This is a genomic window from Campylobacter sp. MIT 99-7217 (assembly GCF_006864365.1).
GTDB lineage: Bacteria > Campylobacterota > Campylobacteria > Campylobacterales > Campylobacteraceae > Campylobacter_D.
This window is the reverse complement of the sequence record NZ_QHLJ01000002.1, coordinates 1-22,170: the sequence shown is the minus strand read 5'-3', so window position 1 is coordinate 22,170 and position 22,170 is coordinate 1. Positions and strand designations below refer to the sequence as shown.

Here is a 22,170-nt window from a genome sequence, read left to right as displayed (position 1 = left end):
TTTATGAGCCAAGTTTTTGTTTTTCAAGAGAGTTTAAAAGTTCTTCTATATTGTATTTTAAGCGATATTGCTCGCTTAAAAGATGAATGATGATATCTCCTAGATCAATCACACTCCAATCCTCACTACTTTCTATACTTAAAAATTCTTCACCTTTTGCTTTGAGTTTTGTTTTAAGCTCATCTATTAAAGATAGGGCATGTCTTTGGGTAAGGGTGGTTGCAAGTATAACAAAATCAGTAAAATAATCCTTTCCTCTCATATCAAAAATTTGAATATCCTCAGCCTTTTTTTCATCTAAAATTTGTGTGATTGCATCAATTCTTGTTTGCATTTTTTCCCTTAATTATTTTTATGAAATTGTATCTGTTTTTTGTAATTTTTGATAATAATCTTTTACCTCGTCCTTAATCTCATCACAAACTTCGTTTGTATCTAGGGTTGAGCGGATAAAAGAAGAAGCAATATTTACATGAGTGTTTAAATCCTTAAAAGTTTTTGGAATTTCTATATCATCGCGATTTGCTATAACAAATTCTACTAAAGAGCTGAGCTTTTCGAAATCATGCCAAAGATGTAAGCTTTTTAAATGATCAGCTCCAATTAAAAGATAAAATTTGCTGGGCTTATAAAGCTTATATAAATATTCAACACTTTCAATGCTTGGTACAGGACGCTTTTGAGCAATTTCAAAATCAGAAATTTCAACTTTTTCTAAATTTCCCCAAAGCTTTTTTACCCATTTAAGCCTTTGTGTTTCATCTGCAAAAAAGCCTTTTTTAAAAGGACTTATAAAGGCAGGTATGATAAAAAGTTTATCAATATCAAGGCATTTTAAAGCCTCCTTCACGATACGATCATGTCCTTTGTGTGGCGGATCAAAACTTCCGCCAAAAATTGCTATTTTCATAAAAAATTCAACCTTTTTTTTGTAAAATATTAGCATTTTATTTTTCAAAAGGAAATTAAATGGCTGTAAAAGTTGCGATAAATGGTTTTGGACGCATTGGTAGATGTGTTGCTAGAATCATCTTAGAACGAGATGATATAGAGCTTGTGGCGATCAATGACACTACAGATATTAAACTTACAAAATATCTTTTCAAATACGATACAGTTCATGGGGAATTTAAAGGAAGTGTTGAAAGTGATGATCATGATTTGATCATCAATGGTAAAAAAATTAAGGTTTTTAAAAGTCGTGATATAAAGGAGCTTGATTTTGCTAAATTTGGTGCTGATGTAGTGCTAGAATGCACAGGAGCTCACTTAACAAAGGAAAAATGTCAAGGTTTTTTGGACAAGGGTATTAAAAAAGTGATTATGAGTGCGCCAGCAAAAGATGACACGCCAACTTATGTTTTGGGCGTAAATTCTAACTCTTATAAGGGTGAAAATATCATTTCAAACGCAAGTTGCACTACGAATTGTTTAGGACCTGTGTGTCGCGTTTTGCAAGATAATTTTGGCATAGAAAAAGGACTTATGACAACTATTCATGCCTATACAAATGGACAAAGCATTATTGATGCAAAGGCGCGTGATAAAAGAAGAAGCCGTGCGGCTGCGCAAAATATTATCCCTACTTCAACCGGTGCGGCAAAGGCGATGAAACTTGTTATGCCAGAGCTTGAGGGCAAACTTCATGGTCAAAGCATGCGTGTGCCTGTCATTGATGTTTCAAGTGTAGATTTAACTGCTCAGCTTCGTAAAAAAACAAGCAAGGAAGAAATCAATGAAGCCTTTAGAAAGGCAGCTGCGACAAATTTAAAGGGACTTTTGCTTGTTGATGATGATGAGCGGGTTTCAAGCGATTTTATTACTTGTTCTTATGGGGCTATTGTAGCAAGCGATCTAACTCAGGTTATTTGCGATGATTTCGTAAAAATTGTAGCTTGGTATGACAATGAATGGGGCTATTCAAGTCGCTTGGTCGATATGGCTGTATTTATAGCAAGGACTTAGCATGAGTGATATTGTTTCAATTAAAGATATTGAGATTGCTGGTAAAAAAGTCTTTATAAGATGTGATTTTAATGTACCTCAAGATGAGTTTTTAAATATCACTGATGATAGGCGTATTCGTTCGGCTATTCCTACGATCAGATATTGCCTTGATAATGGTTGTAGCGTGATCTTAGCCTCTCACCTAGGACGCCCCAAGGAAATTAGTTCAAAATACTCTTTAGAACCTGTTGCTAAGCGTTTAGCAAGGCTTATGAATAAAGATGTGATTTTGGCTAAAAATGTTATAGGCGAAGATGCAAAAAAAAAGGTTGGTGAGTTAAAACCAACTGAGATTTTAATACTTGAAAATTTGCGTTTTGAAAAGGGTGAAACCAAAAACGATGAAAATTTAGCCAAAGAGCTTGCGAGCATGGCTGAAATTTATATTAATGATGCCTTTGGAGTTTGTCATAGAGCTCATGCAAGCGTTGAGGCTATCACTAAATTTTTTGCTGAGGGTAAAAAGGCGGCTGGATTTTTGCTTTTGAAAGAAATTGAGTTTTCTAAAAATCTTATCAAACGCCCATCTCGTCCCTTTGTTGCTGTTGTTGGAGGATCAAAGGTAAGTGGCAAGCTTCAAGCTTTGACAAATTTGCTTCCAAGGGTGGATAAACTTATCATTGGCGGAGGTATGGCTTTTACTTTTTTAAAGTCAATCGGCTTTGATATAGGTAACTCGCTTTTAGAAGAAGAGCTTATCGATGAAGCAAAGCAAATTTTGCGAAAAGGCAAAGAACTTGGCGTAAAAATTTATCTACCTGTTGATATAGTAGCTGCTCCAACTTGTTCTCAAGAATCACCTGTGCAGTATGTAAGCGTGCAAGAAATTCCAAATGGCTGGATGGGGCTTGATGTGGGACCTGCAAGTGTGACGCTTTTTAAAGAAGTTATTGCTGATGCACAGACGATTTGGTGGAATGGACCTATGGGCGTTTTTGAGATTGATAAATTTAGCAAAGGAAGCATTAAAATGAGCCATTATATCGCTGATACACATGCTACAAGTGTGATAGGTGGTGGCGATACGGCTGATGTTGTGGCTAGGGCTGGTGATGTTGATGAAATGACCTTTATTTCAACCGGTGGAGGTGCTAGCTTGGAGCTTATAGAGGGCAAGGAACTTCCGGGGGTAAAACCACTAAGAATTAAGGAAGAACAATGATCTTTGCCGCAAATTTAAAGTGCAATCACACAAGAGCAAGTTTTGCACTTTATGCCAAAGCCTTAAATGAAGCCTTAAAATATACAAAAAATGAAGATGAAATTATTGTTTTTCCACCAAGCATAGCTTTTTTAGGAGAAAAATTAGATTTTATTCAAGGTACACAAAATTTCTATCCTTGCGTAAATGGCGCATTCACAGGCGAACTTGGCAAAATGCATTTAGATGAATTTGGTATAAACTGCGTTTTGATAGGGCATTCTGAACGCAGAGCTTTAGGCGAAGATCATGAGCTTTTAAAAGCTAAATTTGAGTTTGCAAAAGAGCATGATTTTAAAATTATCTTTTGTGTAGGCGAAGAGCTTGAGTGTAAAAAGCAGGGCAAAACGAAAGAATTTCTTAATAAACAGCTTGAAAATTTGGATTTAAACTATCAAAATTTAATTATCGCTTATGAGCCGATTTATTCTATTGGTACAGGTTTGAGTGCTGAGATAAAGGATATTGAAAGTGTCTTAACTTTTCTTAGTTCAAAGACTAAGGCTAAGCTTTTGTATGGTGGAAGCGTAAATGAGGACAATATAAAAGCGATTTTAGACATAGAGCATTGTGGTGGTGTTTTAGTGGGGAGCGCTGCCTTAGATGTGCGTAAATTTATAAATTTAATTAAAGGATAAAAAATGATTATGCAAGGAAAAAAAGGACTTATAGTAGGTGTTGCAAATAATAAATCCATAGCTTACGGCATTGCTAAAGCCTGTGCCTTACAAGGAGCAAGCCTTGCTTTTACCTATCTTAATGATGCTTTAAAAAAACGCGTTGAGCCTATAGCAAGCGAATTTCACTCAAATTTAGTTTATGAACTTGATGTGAATAACGAGGAGCATTTAAACACTCTTGCACAAAAGATCAAAAAAGACTTTGGCGAGATTGATTTTTTGGTGCATGCAGTAGCCTTTGCTCCAAAAGAAGCCTTAGAAAATTCTTTTTTACAAACCAGCAAAGAAGCCTTTGATGTGGCTATGCAAACTTCTGTGTATTCTCTACTTTCTTTGACAAGAGCGGTTTTGCCGGTGCTTAAAAAAGGCGGAAGTATTTTAACGCTAAGCTATCTTGGCGGAGTGAAATATGTGCCTCATTATAATGTCATGGGTGTTGCAAAAGCGGCACTTGAAAGCTCAGTGCGTTATTTAGCTAGAGACCTTGGAGAGCAAGGAATTCGTGTCAATGCCATTTCAGCAGGACCTATCAAAACCCTTGCAGCAAGTGGGATAGGCGATTTTAGAATGATTTTAAAATATAACGAACTAAATGCCCCTTTAAAACGCAATGTGGGCATTGATGAGGTGGGAAATTCAGCTATGTATTTGCTCAGCGATTTAGCAAGTGCTGTAACAGGCGAGGTGCATTATGTTGATGCTGGCTTTAATATCTTAGGTATGGGCGATGTAACTAAGGACGAGGAAGGCAACACGGTGCTTTGCTGGGATTATCATAAATAAGGAAGAAGATTAAAAACATAGGAGAAAAAATGGCAGATATGAGCAATGATGATCTAAAGATCATACTTCAAAAACGCATTCAAGAGCTTGAAAGTTCTTCTAAACAAGAGCCAAAAACGATCAATGTGGAAAATTTACAAAATATTTTGAAGATTTTAGCCCTGCCAAGTGATTTTCTCCCACTAGCAAGTAGGGTTTTAGAGCTTGCTCCAAAACAAAAGGTCATTTGGATGCACCTTTGTGAATGTACAGGTTGTTCTGAGAGCTTGTTTAGGACTCTAGCGCCTGATTTTATCGAATTAGTTTTTGATTTTATTTCTTTAGAATATCATGAAACCATTATGACGGCTAATGGTTGGCAGGCTGAAGAGAATTTAGAAAATACCTTAGATGAGGATTATATCTTAGCAGTTGAGGGTGGAGTAGCTGCCATTGATACTTATTTTTTGACTATTGGAGCTCATGGACAAAGTGGTTATGAGGGCTTAGTAAGAGCAGCTCAAAATGCTAAGGCTATTTTTGCTATGGGAACTTGCTCTTCTTATGGAGGTATCCAAGCAGCGCGTCCTAATATCTCAAAGACTTGTGGCATAAGCGAGGTTTTAACGCAAAAAGTTATTAATGTGCCGGGTTGTCCTCCAAGTGATATAAATATAGTCGCAAATCTTATTTTTTATGCGATTTTTGGAATAGCTCCAAATTTAGATGAAAAAAATCGTCCAAAATGGGCTTATGGAAAATGCTTACATGATATGTGCGAAAGAAAGGCTAAATTTGAAGCTGGAATTTTTGCAAACCGCTTTGATGATGAGTTAGCAAAAACAGGGGCTTGCTTGTTTAAGATAGGTTGTAAGGGTCCTTATACTTACAATAACTGCCCTAAGGTAAAATTTAATGCTAAAACTTCTTGGCCTGTGGCTGCTGGACATGGTTGCATGGCTTGTAGTGAGCCAAATTTTTGGGACGATTTTGGAAATTATGAAGAACCTATGAGAAATGCTTTTGCTTATATGGATTTTTCTTTTAAGCAAGATTTTAAGTCCTTTTTGCCAAATTTAGAGCAAGATTTTCAAAGCTTGAATAAAAATTTTAAAGATGAAAATATTGTTTTAAATTTCACGCCTCAAACTCAAATTCTTTATAAAAAAGACGGAGAGCTTATTCAAAATTTCTTAAGTTTTGAATTTGAAAGTAATCTCAAGCTTATTTTGCAAAATCTGGCTAAAAATAAAATTGGAGCAAGTTTAGTGGAAAATTATCAAAAAGATTTTCCCCAAAATTATGCCTTTATACAAGAAAATTTTGATGAAAAACAGGTTATAAGCACTGATATGACAAAGCTTTTCGAGCTTGTTTATATTTTGGCAAAAGGAGAGTTTTTAAAGGATAAGGTAGAGTTTTTAAATTTGGCTGCAAGCTATAAATACAAACACTCAAGTCCTTTTGATATAAAGCTTTCTTTAAATGAACAAGGAGCAAAGCTTGATGTAAGCAAATCCTTGCGTATGCCTTTGATTTATCTTTGCGGGGGACTTGATTTAGAAGCCTTGGCTTTTTCTTTGGTTTATGCTTTGATTCAAAATCTAAGCCAAATACTTAGTTTTATGAGCAAAAAAGAAAATAAAACTATCGTTTTAAATATCGATAAGTCTTTAAACACGGGTTTTTTACAGGAAAGTTTTTCAAAGCATTTGCAAAAAAATTAGTCTTATTTTAGAAATTATTTTTCTTAAATGATAAAAAATATTAGATAGTATAAACTTTTTTTAAACTTTTTTAATATATCATTACAAAAAAGCTATTAAGATAAAAAAGGTTAAATTTATGGAACTTATTGATTTACTTAAAGAGCATGATTTAAAAGCGACTCCTCAAAGACTTTGTGTGCTTAAAATTTTAAAGCGTCATGAACATCCAAATATAGACGAGCTTTATGCAGATATTAAAAAAGAATATCCTTCCATTTCTTTAGCAACTGTTTATAAAAATTTAAACACACTTCAAGAACAAGGGCTTGTCGTTGAAGTTAATGTGCCAAATCAAAAAACCTACTATGATATTTACGAAGAGCCTCATATCCATGTGATATGTTCTAAATGCGGACATATTAGTGATTTGAGTTTTAAAGATGTAAATTTATCAGCATTTAATGAAACTCTTGAAAAAAAAGTGGGTAATTTTGTTGATCATTTAAATATTTGTGCTTATATTGATGGTTGTTCTAAGTGTAAATAGACTTAATAAAATTTAGGTTTGTGTTACAAAAATTTGTTACAATGAGCCTAAATTTTTAAGGATAAACTCGTATGCAAGAACAAGAAAAAATCATCAAGATGTTTGATGATATAGCTCCTACTTATGATAAAGCAAATCGAATTTTAAGCTTTGGTATAGATATAAAATGGCGTAAAAAGGGTTGCCAAAAAGCTTTAGCTTGTTTTGAGGATAAGAATTTAGAGCTTCAAATCGCAGATATTGCTTGTGGGACAGGGGATTTGATACTCACTTGGCAGGATAAAGCAAGGCAGCTGGGTCAAAAAATTCAAACAATTATAGGTGTTGATCCGAGTGAAAAAATGCTTGAACTTGCTCAAAAAAAGATAGAAAATGCCAAGTTTATCAAAGCAAGTGCTACCAAGCTTCCCTTTGATGATAGGCAAATGGATATTTTGAGTATAAGTTATGGTATTCGTAATGTTCTTGAGCGAAAAAGGGCTTGGCAGGAATTTGCAAGGGTTTTAAGAAAAGATGGCATTTTGCTTGTGCTTGAATTTACAAAGCCAAGTGATAAGGGCATTTTAAGATCATTGAGCAATTTTTATCTTCATACTATCTTGCCAAAAATAGGGGGCTTCATAAGCAAAAACAAAGCTGCTTATGAGTATTTACCAAGTTCTATTGAGGCTTTTATCACTAAAGATGACTTCATTAAAGAACTCGATGAAGCTGGCTTTGATATCGTTTTTTATGATAGCTTTAGTTTTGGCATCAGTTCTATGTTTGTGGCTAAAAAGCGTTGAAAGTTAGCGAGCTTAATTTAAAGGCTAAAAGCCTTTTGGAAGCACATTTAAGTGATATTGAATTAAGTGGAGAAATTTCAAAGATCACGCTTCATAGCTCAGGACATTGGTATTTCGAGCTTAAAGATGAAAAATCAAGCATAGCTTGTGCCATGTTTAAGGGTGCAAATTCTAAACTCAATTTTAAGCCAAGCATTGGCGATAGCCTAAATTTACGCGGTTTTGTAAGCCTTTATGAACAAAGTGGGCGTTATCAATTTATCGCTACAAGTATGAGCAAATCAGGCTTTGGAGATCTTGAGGCACGCTTTTTAGCCCTTAAAGCTAAGCTTGAGGGCGAAGGGCTTTTTGATGACAAATTTAAAAAGCCCTTGCCAAAGTTTCCAAAAAAAGTAGGTATCATCACTTCAAGCACTTCGGCAGCCTTGCAAGATATGTTAAAACTCATCACGCAAAAAGAGTATTTTTTGGCTAAATTTTTTGTTTTTAACGCACTTACGCAAGGAAATACAGCACCAGCTTCTTTGATCAAAGCCCTTAAAAAAGCTGATGAAGCAGGGCTTGATCTCATCATCATCGCACGAGGCGGTGGGAGCAGGGAGGATTTGTTTTGTTTTAATGATGAGGACTTAGCAAGGGCTATTTTTTCAGCTAAAACGCCGATAATCTCGGCTATTGGACATGAGATTGATTATGTGATTAGCGATTTTGTGGCGGATTTTAGAGCGCCTACGCCAAGTGCTGCTATTGATCTTTGTTTTTTCTCGCGTTTTTCTTTGGAGCAGAATTTAGATCTTTTGCAAGATAAGCTAAAAACGCTTTGTGAAGCCAAAATGACGAGTTTAAAAAACGAGCTGTTTAATTTGGAAAAAATCTTTAAAATGCAGTCCTTGCCTTTAAAAATAGAGCAGAATTTAAAACAAAACAAAGAGCTTTTAAAAAGCTTTCAAAATGCTATGAAAAACCGCTTAAATCTTGAAGAATTAAAGCTTATAAATTTACAAAATGCCTTTTTTCAGCACGAAAATTTTTTTAAACGAAGCAAAAATTTAGTTTCTATACAAAAAAATGGTAAAATAACGAGGCTAAACGAGCTTAAAAGTGGAGATAAGGTTGTTTTAAGCTCTCAAGATTTAAGCAAAGAAGCACAAATCATATAAGGAAAAATAAATGAGAAAAATTAATTTCAGCGCCGGTCCTTCAACCCTGCCTTTAGAGCTTTTGCAAAAGGCACAAGATGAGCTTTTAAACTACCAAAATAAGGGCTTTTCGATAATGGAAATTTCACACCGCACGAAGATTTTTGAAGAAGTGCATTTTGGTGCGATGAATAATGCTAAAAAGCTTTATGGCTTGAATGATGATTATGAAGTGCTTTTTTTGCAAGGTGGAGCAAGCTTGCAGTTTGCGATGATCCCAATGAATTTAAGCTTAGATGGAGTTTGCGAGTATGCAAATACAGGGGTTTGGACAAAAAAGGCTATCAAGGAAGCACAAATTTTAGGCGCAAATGTAAAGGTTGTCGCAAGCAGCGAGGAGGATAAATTTGATCATATTCCAAGCGTGGAATTTAGCGACAACGCTGATTATGCTTATATTTGCTCAAACAACACCATTTATGGCACGCAGTATCCTAGCTATCCAAAGACAAAAGCTCCTTTGATCGTCGATGCTTCGAGTGATTTTTTCTCAAAAAAAGTTGATTTTAGTAATATTGCTGTATTTTATGGTGGAGTGCAAAAAAATGCTGGAATTTCAGGGCTTTCCTGTGTTTTTATGCGTAAGGATATGCTTGAAAGAAGTAAGACAAAAAATATCCCAAGCATGCTAAAATACGCCGTTCATAGTGAAAATGACTCGCTTTTTAATACCCCACCAACCTTTGCTATTTATATGTTTGCACTTGAAATGCAATGGCTTTTGGATCAAGGAGGACTTGAAGCGATTAATGCTAAAAATGAGCAAAAAGCAAAAACGCTTTATGAGTGCATTGATCAAAGTGGCGGTTTTTACAAAGCTCATGCCAAAGAAGGCTCTCGCTCGCTTATGAATGTAAGTTTTAATGTGGCTAAGAACGCTGATCTTGAGCCTGTTTTTGTTAAAGAAGCAGAAGAAGTTGGCATGATAGGGCTTAAAGGACACCGCCTTTTAGGAGGAATTCGTGCAAGCATTTATAATGCCATTAGTTTAGAGCAGGTGCAAACTCTTTGTGAATTTATGAAAGATTTTCAAAAGAAATATTCTTGAGTTTTTAAATAAGCAAAATGTGAATTTAAGAGTGTAAATAGCTGAAAAAACCTAAAGAGTTTTTTAGATTTTTATATCTTTGTTTATCGATTTTTAAGAACTATGGATATTGAAAAAGAAAATGTAATATAAATGGTATTTATTAAAAATTGTGAATTCATACCAGGTGGCAAGAAAATATCATGAGTTGATTAGCCTTTAAAATCCCTCTTAAACTCCTCATAATCCTCAGGCACTCCAATATCCTTAAAATAGCCCTCAAAGGCTAAGCCTTTTGCCTTTAAAGCCTTAAAATTAGCTTGCAAAAAATCCTCAAAAGAAAAGCTATCATTTAAGATAAAACCCTCAAAAATATCTTTTTTTAAAAGATAAATCCCAGCATTAATAAGCCCCTCATTTACAAATTCTTTCTCCCTAAAAGAGCTGATAAAACCAGCCTCAGTAAGCCTTACTTCGCCGTATCTGTCAAATTCTTTCATCCTTTTTAAGGCTAGGATAATCTTACTTTGTCCTTCTAAGCTTAAAGCCTTTAAATTGATATCAAAAAAGCTATCCCCATTAAGCACAAAAACTTCTTTTTGGCTAGCATAGCTTAAAGCCTGTCTTAGTCCCCCACCTGTTCCTAAGGGGCTTTTTTCTATGCTGTAAATGAGCTTCATGCCCTTGAAATCATTTGCAAAAAAATCCTGTATAAGCTCAAATTTATAAGCTACGGCGAGGATCACTTGCTTAAAGCCTTGCTTTTGTAAAAACTCAAGTAAAATTTGCAAAAAAGGCTTGCCATTTATGTTAGCCATAGGCTTTGGCAGGTCTTTAACCACGCTTTTAAGCCTCGTGCCAAGCCCTCCGCAAAGTAAAATAGCCTCCATTAAAAGCCCTTGCCAAAAAGGCTTTCTTCGATGATGGCACAGATGATATGTCCTATTAAAATATGCGCTTCTTGTATGCGTGGGGTTTCATTTGATGGCACTTTGATACAATAATCACAAAGCCCTTGCATAGCTCCTCCGCTCATGCCTGTTAGCCCAACGCTTAAAATGCCTTTTTCTTTGCAGCTTTTGAGTGCTTCAAGTATGTTTTTGCTATTTCCACTTGTAGAAATTCCTATGAACATGTCGCCTAAAACGCCGTTTGCTTCAAGCTGTCTTGAAAAAAGCCTTTCATAGCCATAGTCATTGCCAATGGCTGTTAATATGCTTGTATCTGTGGTAAGTGCTATGCTTGCTAAGCCATCTCGATCAAAATAAAACCTACTTACAAGCTCTCCTGCGATGTGCTGTGCATCAGCTGCACTTCCTCCGTTTCCAGCAAGCAAGATCTTGCCTCCTTTTTTATACAGCTCAACGCCTTTTAAGGCTACTTCTTTGATGAGTTTTATAAGGCTTTCATCTTTTAAAATTTGTTCTTTGACGCTGATTGATTTTGAGAAATGCTCTTTGATATAGGTGTTTAAAGCTTCCATGATTTACTTCCTTCTTTGGTGAAATTAAATTTAGCCACATAACCTTGCTCCTTGTTTAAAAGCTTGATCAAATCATATTTTTTAGTAGGATCAACCATAAAAAACATAAAGCCACCAGCCCCAGCCCCACTTGTCTTGCCACTGTAAGCACCGTTTAACATGGCTAAGTTATAAATTCTATCAAGCTCATCATTGCTTACGATTTCAGAAATGATCTTTTTGCTCTGCCAAGATCTGCCTAAAATTTTAGCAATGCTTTTAAAATCCCCTTTTAACAAGGCTTCTTTCATATGGCTTGCATCCTCTTTTATGGCGTGCATGGCTTCAAGGGACTTTGTATCTCCTAGCTTTCCTTTTTTATGCTCTTCAATGTCCTTTGCCTCGCGTGTGATATTGGTAAAATAAAGCACGATTTGCTCTTCAAGCTCACTCATGATCCAGTTTTTAATGCGAAGGGGATTTACAATAACTCTTTTATCTGCGTAAAATTCTATAAAATTAAAGCCTCCGAAGGTTGCGGCGTATTGATCTTGCGCGCCTCCAACTATGCCTAAATCCTCCCTTTCTATCTCATAAGCAAGCCTTGCGATGTCGTATTCTCCAAGGGGTAAGTTAAGCCACTCCACAAAGGCTTTAATGATGCCCACCACCAAGGTAGAGCTTCCTCCAAGCCCACTGCCACTTGGAGCGTCTGAGTAGGTGTAAAGCTCAAAGCTTAAGGGCTTTTTGATGAAGTCCTTTACCAAGCGGTTATAAATGCTTTTGTAAATGTCCATTTTTCCGTCAAGCTCTAAATGCAAGGAGCTTTTATAGCTTGTCTTAGCATTAGTATCAGGGGAGTAAAAAATAATCTTTCCATTATCCTTAGCTATCAGCGTGCAGTGAATATACATAGAAATCGTCGCATTTAAAACATAGCCCGTGTAGGTATCACAGTATAAATTTATATCAGTTCCACCACCTGCTAAACCAAGTCTTAAAGGGGTTTGAGAGCGAATTAAAGTCATGATTTTTACCTATCTAATGGAATTTTGCCAAGAGAAATTTCTTTTCTCCAGTGATTAAGCAAGTCTTCAAACATCTTTTTAGCAGGGATTAAAGGCTTCCAGTCGATAAAACTTCTTATCTTGGTATTATCAAACATTTGATAATCCGCATCAATAGGACGCAAACGCTCTTTATCTGTTTGCACCTTGATATCTTTTCGCGTGCTAAAGCTAAGTAAAATTTCTATAACTTCAGGCAGTTTAAAGGCTTCTTCACCTGCTATGTTAAAAGCCTCGCCGCAAGGAACTTTGCCCTTTTGGCTTTCAAGGCTTAAAAGATAGTAAGCCCTAACAGCGTCGCGTACATCTTGAAAGGTGCGTGTGCTTTCTAAATTTCCTACCTTGATGATGGGTTCTTGAAGTCCTGCCTCGATCAAAGCGATTTGCTTTGCGACCGTGCTTTCAAAGAAAACATCGCTTCTTCTTGGTCCGCTGTGAGTGCCCATTCTGGTAACAAAGGTGCGGATCTTATAAGCCTCGCCATAAAAACGCCCCAAATAATCCGTGCCTATCTTGCTGATACTATAAGGACTTGCGCCGTGAAATGGGGTATTTTCATCAAGGCGAATGCCTTTTTTGGCTCTGCCATAAACCTCGCTAGAAGAACAAATATGAACGGTAGGATCGTATCCGTCTTTATCCTTTAAAGCCCTTATGTTTTCCAGCAAATTTGCTGTGCCGATGATATTTGTTTGCAGTGTTTCAAGGGGGATATCAAAGGAAGTTTTGGGAAAAGATTGGGCAGCTAAATGAAAGATAAAATCAGGTCTTTTGCTCTCAAAAAGCTTTTGTAAGCTTGAATAATCGTTTAAATCTGCGTAAAATACGCTAATTCTATCCTTTTTGTTGATACGCTCATTTAGATGATAGATATTTTCCATACTTTCTTGCCAACGCATCATGCCTATAATTTCAAAGTCCGTATTTTCAAGTAAAAAATCAGCCATTTGAGAGCCAACTTGACCTGTAAAGCCTGTGATTAGGGCGGTTTTTTTCAATTATTTTCCTTTTTTTTAAATTTATTAATACTTTTTTAAAATAAGTTCCACATATATGATAATCCTATCCAATCAACTTATGTAAATTTTCTATCTGTTCTTTTATGCTAAATTGATGATTTCCTACAAAAAAGCCGTGTTTGTCTAGGTATTTTGCATTTTTAAGTTCGCCAAAAATTTCATAATCAAAATATTTTATAACAGGATTTTGAGTAAAATCTCCTGTTGCTATTGGGCGGTATTCTATATTGTTTTTTTCAAGTATTTCAATGATATCTTTTCTTTGGATTTTGGAGTTTTCTTTAATGATCAAAGAAAAGCCAAACCAAGAACTAGAGCCTATTTCTTCTTGCATGATGAAATCAGGGTGATTTCCAAAAAGTTCCTTAAAAAGCTTGGCATTTTCCCTCCTATGTTTTAAAAAGGTAGGTAATTTTTTAAGCTGTTCTATGCCTATTGCTCCACTCATTTCAACAGGGCGGACATTATAGCCTGGTAAAACGAAGTTGAAACTTTCTTCAAACCAGTTATCGCTTTTGTTACAAATCTTATTTTCTTTTGGTAAATTCCTAGTCCAGCCATGAGCTCTTAAGCAAAGCAAGATATGGTAAAGCTCTTCATCATCGGTTACTACAAAGCCTCCCTCCATAGTCGCCATATGATGAGAAAAAAAGGTCGAAAAAGTCCCCATTATCCCAAAAGTTCCTGCTTGCTTGCCTTTATATTCAGCACCCATGGATTCGCAGTTATCTTCAAGTAGAATAATATTTTTATCTTTGATCATCTCTTTGATCGCATCAAAATCATTTGGATTGCCTAATAAATTTACGATCATGATCATCTTTGTTTTATCTGTGATAGCTGATTTTAAAGCTTGTAAATCATAGTTTAGTGTGTGCAAATCAATATCTACAAATTTAAGCTTAAGCCCATACTGATAAAGTGGATAATAAGTCGTACTCCAAGAAACAGCAGGCACTATGACCTCATCTCCTCTTTTAAGTTTAGGCTTTTTAGTGTAAAATAACGCTGCAGTAGCAATTAAGTTTGCAGTTGAACCTGAACTTGTCATTACGGCGTATTTTGAACCAACAAATTTAGCAAAATCCTTTTCAAATTCTGCAACTTTTTTGCTCATAGTGAACATATCACTTTTGATAACCTCTTGTATAGCATTTAGCTCTTTTTCATCCCAAGTCGATGAAGCTAGTGGGTAATTCATTTTTTCTCCTTTTATTTAAGTTTATTTTCTAAAATTATTTTGTTTCAAATACCACTCATACATCATTTTAATTCCTTGTTCTAAATTTATTTTTGCTTTCCAGCCAAGAGCATTGATTTTCGCACTACTTGTAAGGCGTCCAGCTATGCCATCAGGACGACTCGTGTTAAACTCAAGCTCCCCTTTAAAGCCCACGATTTTTTTGATCAAAAGGGCTAAGTCTTTAATGCGTATATTTTCATTAGAGCTGATGTTAAAATGTGTATTTTCAACCTCTTTTTTATCCTGCACAAGATTTTTAAAATCCACATTTTGCATTAAAAAAATACAAGCTTCAGCCAAATCATCACTGTGTAAAAATTCTCTCTTTTGCTTTCCACTTCCCCAAATTTCCACACTTTCTTCACTCACTCCAAAAAGAGCGAGATATTTTCTTGCCTCATCAATGTTGTTTAATCTTAAATCTTTTAAAACTTCTTCATCTTTTTTCTCACTTAAAAGCTTAGCAAGATGAAATTTACGCAATAAAGCAGGCATAACATGTGCTTTTTCAAGATCAAATTTATCATTATTGCCGTATAAATTTATGGGTGTAACACCCAAGAAATTTGTGTTATACTGAATGTTAAAACTCTCGCACATCACCAAGCCAGCCATTTTAGCCAAGGCGTAGGGTTTGTTTGAAAAATCAAGCTTCCCGCTGAGTAAATCCTCTTCTACGATGAAGCTTTTATCCTTTGGATAAACAGAGGTTGAAGCCATAAATAAGAGCTTTTTGACACCAAATTTATAGGCATGATAAATGACATTGCTTTCAATCATCAAATTTTCATAGATAAAATCAGCCCTATAAGTGCTATTTGCTGCTATGCCTCCGGCTTTTGCAGCACATAAAAATACATATTGTGGTCTTTCTTTATCAAAGAAATCATGCACAGCTTTTTGTTCTGTCAAATCAAGCTGTGTATGTGATCTAGTGATTAAATTTACAAAACCTTCATTTTGTAGCTTTTTCATCAAAGCAGAGCCTACAAGCCCCTTATGTCCAGCGATAAAAATTTTGCTATCTTTCTTCATTTACTATCCTTGTGAGAACTCGCATTATATCATAATTTAACCAAAATGAACTTGATTTTGTGTGAGTAGAAGCTCTGCTTTTTATGGTTGATCCTTATTTATTTTTTTATTTTTAAAATCTTTTTTGATCTTAGGTGCGTCTATGAAGATGAATTTGATAAAGCCACCCTTATACCAATTTTTATAAGCCCTTATCCAAGCTTCCCCTAATTTATAAGATAGGTGTTCTTTTATTTTTAAAGCTTCTTTATAATCACTATAAGTTTCTAAAGGAGGTAGTTTTAAACTTGGATTTTCTTTAATAGATCTTTCATAAGCTCTTTGTTCTTGTTTATGTTTATCTTTTATATAAGATAAGACATAAGGCATTCTTATATAACCTTTTATACTTTTTGAGTTTTCTATCATAGCTTGACCTAGTTTATAAGAAAGGTGGGATTTTATTCTTGACACAGCTGAGGTTTTTATGCTTTCTTGTTGGTTTTTGCCAGTAAGCAAGACATTGTTTTTATATTTTAGTTGCTCATAAAATTCTAAAAATATCTCATTATTTGGCTCTTTTTGTAAGCAAAATTGTAAATATTGTTCTGCATGCCTTGTATCTTGCTTATGAAATGATATTTTAGCTGCTATAAAGCTAATGTAAGGGTAATTTTGTTTATTTTGAAAATTTGTATAACATTTTCTTATATTCTCATAAAAATCAAATATCCAGCCAAAATAAGTACCACTTCCATACAGACCTCCTTCAAGCTCTCTTAGATCAGATTTTACAAGGTTTTTTAAAATGAACTCTATTTGATCAAATTCTTTTAATCTAAAAAGACAATCCATAAAAATTACCTTAAAAGTTATGCTTTTATCATTTGTTTCAATAGCCTTTTTAAGATAAGAAAAAGCTTTATTAAAGTTATCTTCTCGTAAAAAATAATAAATAAAATAATAAGACATAGCTTTTTGTTTATCAGAAGTTTTTAGGTTTATATTTTTAATTATTATCTCACAAAGTTCTTTTGTTGAATAAAGCTGGTAAATTGATTGATTTGTATTTGCAGATATTGCCTGAGCAACTAAAGAAAACCCAGATGATCCTGTTGCATATATTTTATCAGCTTTAGACATTAAATTGATTTCAAAAAAGGCTTCTTCAAAATTTGTATAATTTTTATGAGAGAATAAATCCACAGCTCTTACGATTTTTGATTTTTCTCCAAGCTCTTTTTTAATATGTTTTATTAGTCTTAAATCAACACTTCTATCTTGTGAAAAAATAATCACACTATTGCCATTTGAAAGTTCTGTTTTTGCTATTTCTAAAGCTAACTCATAAGGAAAAAATCTAGAATTAATCCAAGCATTAGGACAATGAAGTCCTCCTTCATCGTCAGAATATACCCATTCTGCTCCTCTAATGTGTAAAGCACAAATTTTATTTGAATGATCACTTAGTTGCTCTTTTATAATCTTGGAGTAGTTTTGAATTTCTTTAAACTTATCACTAAAATCTATGCTTTCAAAGCATTCTTTAAGCTCTTGGTAAAATCCAAATTTTTCTATATAATGCAAGAAATAATCAGCGGTGTAATATCCATAATTTTTATAAAGATTATCAGGATTTTTAAACCAAGAAAGATTATTTTCAAAGAATTCATCTTTTAATGATGCAGGGTAACCGTATAGTGCTTCTCCATTAGTTGCGTACTCTTGAAGGTACTCTTTTGAAAACACCTCTTCTTTACTAGCCATAGAAACATCAACTATATCTTTGTTTTTAATATATGGCATATTTAGGAAATCTCCTTCTTCCCATATGAAAGCAAATTTAAAATCAAGCTTTTTAGCAAGCCAAATTCCTGTTATCATAGCTGTAAGTCTCATGCCAAGTCCATCGCCTCTTGAAGCTATGACATAACCTTTTACATTTTTTACAAAAACTTCACATTTCTTAAAATATAAATGACCCCAGCCATTTAATGAAATTTTAATATATCTTGCCTTTGTTACTTGGTAAATATTTATGTCTAAAATGTCAAACCCATTTTGCCATTCAAACATAGAATGATCAAGTGTAATCCAAGAATTTTTATCTAAAGAAAGCTCAACTTTAATGTTTTTTAAATTTTCTTGAAAAGATTTATTTGTTCTGTTTGTGAGTCTTATGCAATCTATTTCGATCTCATCTTCTAAATCCACCATCCACCAAGGATTTTCCTCAAATCCTGTATGAAAAGCAAAATCTTGCACTTCTAAATCACTTTTTAAATCGTTTTTAAATGACCATGCACTTATAGAGCTTTGTATAGCTTTTTTATTTTCTGCAACATTAATGATATCACATTCTTTAAATATCATTTTACTCCCTTATTTATGGATTTATTCAATCAATTACCTCACAATACAACGCTGTTTCTACATGGAAATTCCATAGTTCTGATGGGCGATATATTTTAAATTTATAGCCTAAATTCCAGCTTTCTATTAAAGGTTTTATATTAAAGAAATCATCAAGATTATGATAAATACTAATAAGCATTGCTGGTTTTTGAGTTTTTATAGTATTCATCGCTCCTTTTAAAAATTCTTGCTCAAACCCTTCTATATCAACTTTTATAAAACCTACTTCTATATTATTTTGCGTAACAAATTCATCTAAGGTAATAATTTCACATTCTTCATCTGCCTCATTTGCATTGCCAATAGAAGAAGCTGAACCTTGAAATTTGATTTTTAAAATTTCTCTTTTAGATCCTAAACCTTTGTTGATAGGATTAATCCTTGTGCTTTGATTTAATTTTATAGTTTGAAGCATGAGTTCATAATTTTTTTTCGTAGCTTCAAAACTATAGATATTTTTATCAGTCCATTCTTTTTCAAAGATTATGGCACTATCGCCTATATATCCGCCAACATCTATTATGTCTTTTTGCTTGATTTTCTCTAGAGTTTGAAGGCTTAAAATATGCTTGCCCATTTTACTCCAAAACATACCAACTTCAAAGTGATTTATGGGCAAAAAATATCCATTGTAGCAAAAAACATTTTCTGCGACTTGAAAAATATTTGGAATAAATTTAGTTTGTATCTCAAAAAATTCATCTAATTCTTCTTTGGTTAAATTTTGAATTTGATGATTTTGAGATAAATAACAAGTTTTTAATCTTGCTATTATTGTATAAATCTTTGTTTTACTCACTTCATCTAAATTTTGGGTTAAATTTTGAATTTTATCAAAAAGATTTTTATCCTCACATAGACATTTTCCTAATGATATCGACCAGTCATCTTTAGGAAACAAATGTGGATAATGATGCATTTGCCACTGCCACTGCATATGTTTTATTTCATGATATAATGAACTCATATTTTCACCATATGACTTTTTTGCTTCAATGATGCTTTGGGTTCTAAAATAGCTAATACCACAAAATTTATAAATATAACGCACATATTCAATCCCCCCCCCCCCTAGCATAAACATTTCTTATGCGACTTGCAATAGGGATGCCTAAAAAATAGGTTTTTCTAAAATCGCCATTTCTTCTGTGTTCCAATATTTTCATTGTATCCTCCTTTATTTGTTTAGATTTTTAAATTCCTTATAAATACTCTTAATTTTAAAAATAAAACTTAGTTTATTTTTATAAAAAGCTTCTCCTAGCCTATAAGATAGGTGCTTTTTAAGCTCTATTTGTGCTTTTTCATGATCTTCATAAAAATGGGTTGAAATTTCACTATAATTTTTCTTTGCCAATATTTTCAAATATTTTTCTCTTAATTTTTCTTTTTTTAATTCACTAAATAAGATAAAAACAAGTTTTAGTATGTTGCTTTTATTCTTTACCATAATATTGCCCGTGTGATACGATTTTTGATTTTTTAAGGCACTAAAGGCGTTATTGTTCTCAAGACCCAAGAGTGTTTCTGTATAATTTAATCTTTGTTCTATAATGTTAAGTCTTTTAGAAAGCTCTATTGAATATATTTTTAAGCCGTTTTCATTATTTTCTTTTTGTCTTTTTAGTTCATCTTTAAAAATTGGCACATTGAGAGCATTTTGCCACCATTCTTTATAAAAAGGGTAAAATTTGAGTTTGAAATTAACTGCTATATCTTTATAAATACTTTCCCAAGGCTTAGGCACACCATAGGTAAAATGTATTATCTTAATATCCTTTAATGCTTCTTCGTATTCTTCACGAGTGTAATCATAGATATAGTCTCGCACTTCATCTTTAAACGAACTTTTCCAATGGCATTTTTCATCTAGAAAATGAGCAATAAAAAAATTATATTTGGGTGAAAGTCTTATAATCTCCCCTGATAAAGCATAATTTAGTGTATCTTGTTCTGGAACTCTTGGGATATAACATTTTAAAAAATTTAATGCCCTTGATTTTACATTTATTTCTCTCCATTTTTTAAGATTTATAAGCATAAAACCAACATTAAAATATAAATCTTGATAAGATAGTGTTAGTTTTGCTTTATCTTGATTTACCGATTTTAATTTTCTATTTATCAATGAATTTGAACAATCTGGAGTGCTAGCAGCTACTTTATCTTCTAAATTGATTGCAAAAATTTCTCTTATGTCGGATAAAACCAGCATATCAGCATCTAAAAAAATACATTTGTCTATATATTCAGGAATAAAATCACCAAGTTTGATTTTAAAATAACATAGATGATTTTCGTGATTTTGCCATTTTGGACAATTTTTGAAATCACTTTCATCAACTTCGTGTATAAGAATTTCACATTTAAAAATAAAATTTAATTCTTTTTGTAATTTATCAAATTTTTCCAAGCTCTCTTTACTTGCAATATCGGTTAATATATGAAATACAAATTTTTCATTTTGAATAGATTTTTCACTTAAATTTAAAAAGTCGCTAAATTTTTTATTTTTATCTATTTTGGAGATAATATTATATATCATAACAGCTACATATTTAAAATACTTTTCATCGGCATTAAAAATAATATGAAATTCCTCATTTTTATTAATTTGAGTGGTTAATTTTGCTGTTTCTATAGTTTTTGGCAACATTTTAATTTTTATCAATAATTGTTGAGCTTTTTCTAGTTCTTCTAAAATACAATAGATTCTAAGCTTTAGATATAAAATTTTTTCATTTTTACTTCCTTCTTTTTCTAGTTTTAAGAGCATTTTTAGTGATTTGTTATACAATTTCATGCCTATGAGACATTTTATTTCTTCGAGTTTTAGAGCTTCGGTTTTTTGATTTTCACTTAAATTAGAGAGCAATGATAATGCTATATCGTATAGATAAACATTTCTTAAGCAAGAGCAGTATCCTTCTAAAAGTTCATAGTTTTTAGTTTTTTTATAAAGAAAGTCATATCTTTTTAAAGCAAGATCTAAAAAAGCTTGATTTTTTGCTTTACAAGCTTTTTGGGTTATATATTCTAAATCCAAGTCTAATCTTTTATTAGAATAAGAATATATTAATTTTTTATTTATTTCAAAGGGGCTATTTTTTATGATGGTACATTTTTTACCATTCACTTTGAACTTTGTTCTATTTGAAGTACCAATATTTAAGTATAATACTTTTTTGTAAAAAACTTGCTCTAAAAGGCTGAGTTCATAAATTTCTTCTTTATACGCAAATATTTCTTTATTGTGAAAAAATATAGACTCAACACTATCTTTATTAGCACTAAAATAGCTTATCTTTAATCCATCATGTAAGCTTTCGCGATATATTTCATATGGATAATAATAAACTTTCTTAAAGCATTCTAAAAATAAAATTTTATAATACCTTTTAGTATAATTAAAGTTAAATATAATCTGATTATCATTTATCAAGTCAAAACTTCTTTTCAAAAAAGATAAAAGTTCTTGCTGTTCTTGAGAAGTTATTTCTTTGTTATTTTCTATTGTTTGGACAAATATTTCTAATTTTTTTAAAAGCTCTTTTTGTAGAAATTTAGATACTAAAGAATGTTTTTTATAGTAAAAATCTATATATTTTTTTAATACCTTATGCAAATCATGCAAAGAGTCGTCATTTTTGGGTGCATTGCTTTTGAATATATTGGCATTTTTGACAAAGCATATAAATTTATTCTGATTATTTGAACATATGTTTTCCATAAAAAATGCTTCATATAAATCATTTTTAATATCTTCTTTGAAATTATTATTTTTACTGAATAATTTTAAAGAAAAAATTAAAGATGTGAAGTATAAATTTAAATCCAAATCTATAAAAGAATCAATGCTTATTTTATTTTTTATTTTACCTTTAGGCTTATCTTTTATATGGTCTATAAAAGGAGTGGTTTTGATTGCTATGATATCTTCACCTTCCTCTTTTCTCAAAAACCTATCCACCTCATAAAAATAATCCCTATCTAAAAAATCATCAGGATCAGTAAAAGTTACCCATTCTATATC

General features: G+C 32.9%; 20 protein-coding genes. 9 read left to right on the top strand and 11 right to left on the bottom strand.

Translation table 11 applies throughout. From position 1 onward, the window contains the following. Position 1: 1 nt before the first annotated feature. The gene (rsfS, locus tag DMB92_RS01960; RefSeq protein WP_142681373.1) at positions 2–334 is read right to left on the bottom strand and encodes a ribosome silencing factor; all 333 of its coding nucleotides are present in this window, start codon (positions 332–334) and stop codon (positions 2–4) included. 18 nt (positions 335–352) lie between these two features. Beyond that, positions 353–910 carry a nicotinate (nicotinamide) nucleotide adenylyltransferase gene (gene nadD, locus DMB92_RS01955; protein ID WP_142681372.1) on the bottom strand — a complete coding sequence of 186 codons (558 nt, stop codon included), beginning with the start codon at positions 908–910 and terminating at the stop codon, positions 353–355. Positions 911–969: 59 nt separating this feature from the next. Here nadD and gap point away from each other — a divergent pair, with 59 nt between their 5' ends. The 9 genes from gap to serC all read left to right on the top strand — a co-directional run bounded on the left by gap (position 970) and on the right by serC (position 9,938). Further along, on the top strand, positions 970–1,965 hold the full coding sequence (gene gap, locus DMB92_RS01950) for a type I glyceraldehyde-3-phosphate dehydrogenase (RefSeq protein WP_142681371.1): 996 nt from the start codon (positions 970–972) through the stop codon (positions 1,963–1,965). 1 nt (position 1,966) lies between these two features. Further along, positions 1,967–3,169, top strand: coding sequence for a phosphoglycerate kinase (locus DMB92_RS01945; RefSeq protein WP_142681370.1), 1,203 nt, complete (start codon positions 1,967–1,969; stop codon positions 3,167–3,169). After that, positions 3,166–3,846 (top strand): triose-phosphate isomerase, encoded by a 681-nt coding sequence (locus tag DMB92_RS01940; RefSeq protein WP_142681369.1) that lies wholly within the window; start codon positions 3,166–3,168, stop codon positions 3,844–3,846. Before DMB92_RS01945 ends, DMB92_RS01940 begins: the two co-directional genes overlap by 4 nt. 3 nt (positions 3,847–3,849) lie before the next feature. Next, on the top strand, positions 3,850–4,671 hold the full coding sequence (fabI, locus tag DMB92_RS01935) for an enoyl-ACP reductase FabI (RefSeq protein WP_142681368.1): 822 nt from the start codon (positions 3,850–3,852) through the stop codon (positions 4,669–4,671). Between the two features lie 29 nt (positions 4,672–4,700). Beyond that, positions 4,701–6,377 carry a hydrogenase small subunit gene (locus DMB92_RS01930; RefSeq protein ID WP_142681367.1) on the top strand — a complete coding sequence of 559 codons (1,677 nt, stop codon included), beginning with the start codon at positions 4,701–4,703 and terminating at the stop codon, positions 6,375–6,377. 118 nt (positions 6,378–6,495) lie between these two features. Continuing rightward, positions 6,496–6,906 carry a peroxide-responsive transcriptional repressor PerR gene (gene perR / locus DMB92_RS01925; protein ID WP_142681366.1) on the top strand — a complete coding sequence of 137 codons (411 nt, stop codon included), beginning with the start codon at positions 6,496–6,498 and terminating at the stop codon, positions 6,904–6,906. A 71-nt stretch (positions 6,907–6,977) separates the two neighbouring features. Next, positions 6,978–7,691 carry a bifunctional demethylmenaquinone methyltransferase/2-methoxy-6-polyprenyl-1,4-benzoquinol methylase UbiE gene (ubiE, locus tag DMB92_RS01920; protein WP_142681365.1) on the top strand — a complete coding sequence of 238 codons (714 nt, stop codon included), beginning with the start codon at positions 6,978–6,980 and terminating at the stop codon, positions 7,689–7,691. Beyond that, positions 7,688–8,851, top strand: a complete 1,164-nt coding sequence (gene xseA, locus DMB92_RS01915) for an exodeoxyribonuclease VII large subunit (protein WP_142681364.1) — start codon at positions 7,688–7,690, stop codon at positions 8,849–8,851. Before ubiE ends, xseA begins: the two co-directional genes overlap by 4 nt. 10 nt (positions 8,852–8,861) lie before the next feature. Next, positions 8,862–9,938, top strand: a complete 1,077-nt coding sequence (gene serC, locus DMB92_RS01910; RefSeq protein WP_142681363.1) for a phosphoserine transaminase — start codon at positions 8,862–8,864, stop codon at positions 9,936–9,938. A gap of 191 nt (positions 9,939–10,129) precedes the next feature. Here the strand turns inward: serC and DMB92_RS01905 are convergent, their stop codons facing one another. From DMB92_RS01905 to DMB92_RS01865, 9 genes are all read right to left on the bottom strand, one after another. Then, positions 10,130–10,807, bottom strand: coding sequence for a nucleotidyltransferase family protein (locus DMB92_RS01905; RefSeq protein ID WP_142681362.1), 678 nt, complete (start codon positions 10,805–10,807; stop codon positions 10,130–10,132). Then, on the bottom strand, positions 10,807–11,400 hold the full coding sequence (locus DMB92_RS01900) for a D-sedoheptulose 7-phosphate isomerase (protein ID WP_142681361.1): 594 nt from the start codon (positions 11,398–11,400) through the stop codon (positions 10,807–10,809). Before DMB92_RS01900 ends, DMB92_RS01905 begins: the two co-directional genes overlap by 1 nt. Beyond that, the gene (locus DMB92_RS01895; RefSeq protein WP_142681360.1) at positions 11,388–12,407 is read right to left on the bottom strand and encodes a dehydrogenase; all 1,020 of its coding nucleotides are present in this window, start codon (positions 12,405–12,407) and stop codon (positions 11,388–11,390) included. Before DMB92_RS01895 ends, DMB92_RS01900 begins: the two co-directional genes overlap by 13 nt. Before the next feature lie 5 nt (positions 12,408–12,412). Continuing rightward, positions 12,413–13,444, bottom strand: a complete 1,032-nt coding sequence (locus tag DMB92_RS01890; RefSeq protein ID WP_142681359.1) for a GDP-mannose 4,6-dehydratase — start codon at positions 13,442–13,444, stop codon at positions 12,413–12,415. 64 nt (positions 13,445–13,508) lie between these two features. Continuing rightward, a complete protein-coding gene (locus tag DMB92_RS01885) occupies positions 13,509–14,666 on the bottom strand; it encodes a DegT/DnrJ/EryC1/StrS aminotransferase family protein (RefSeq protein ID WP_142681358.1) in 1,158 nt (385 codons plus the stop codon). Between the two features lie 21 nt (positions 14,667–14,687). Continuing rightward, positions 14,688–15,743: a GDP-L-fucose synthase family protein gene (locus DMB92_RS01880; RefSeq protein ID WP_142681357.1), complete on the bottom strand. Its 1,056-nt coding sequence runs from the start codon at positions 15,741–15,743 to the stop codon at positions 14,688–14,690. Positions 15,744–15,824: 81 nt separating this feature from the next. Continuing rightward, the gene (locus tag DMB92_RS01875) at positions 15,825–18,095 is read right to left on the bottom strand and encodes a discoidin domain-containing protein (protein WP_142681356.1); all 2,271 of its coding nucleotides are present in this window, start codon (positions 18,093–18,095) and stop codon (positions 15,825–15,827) included. A gap of 25 nt (positions 18,096–18,120) precedes the next feature. Next, positions 18,121–19,215 carry an FkbM family methyltransferase gene (locus DMB92_RS01870; protein ID WP_260604721.1) on the bottom strand — a complete coding sequence of 365 codons (1,095 nt, stop codon included), beginning with the start codon at positions 19,213–19,215 and terminating at the stop codon, positions 18,121–18,123. 99 nt (positions 19,216–19,314) lie between these two features. After that, the coding region (locus DMB92_RS01865) for a glycosyltransferase family 8 protein (RefSeq protein WP_142681355.1) at positions 19,315–22,170 on the bottom strand (2,856 nt) is incomplete at its 5' end.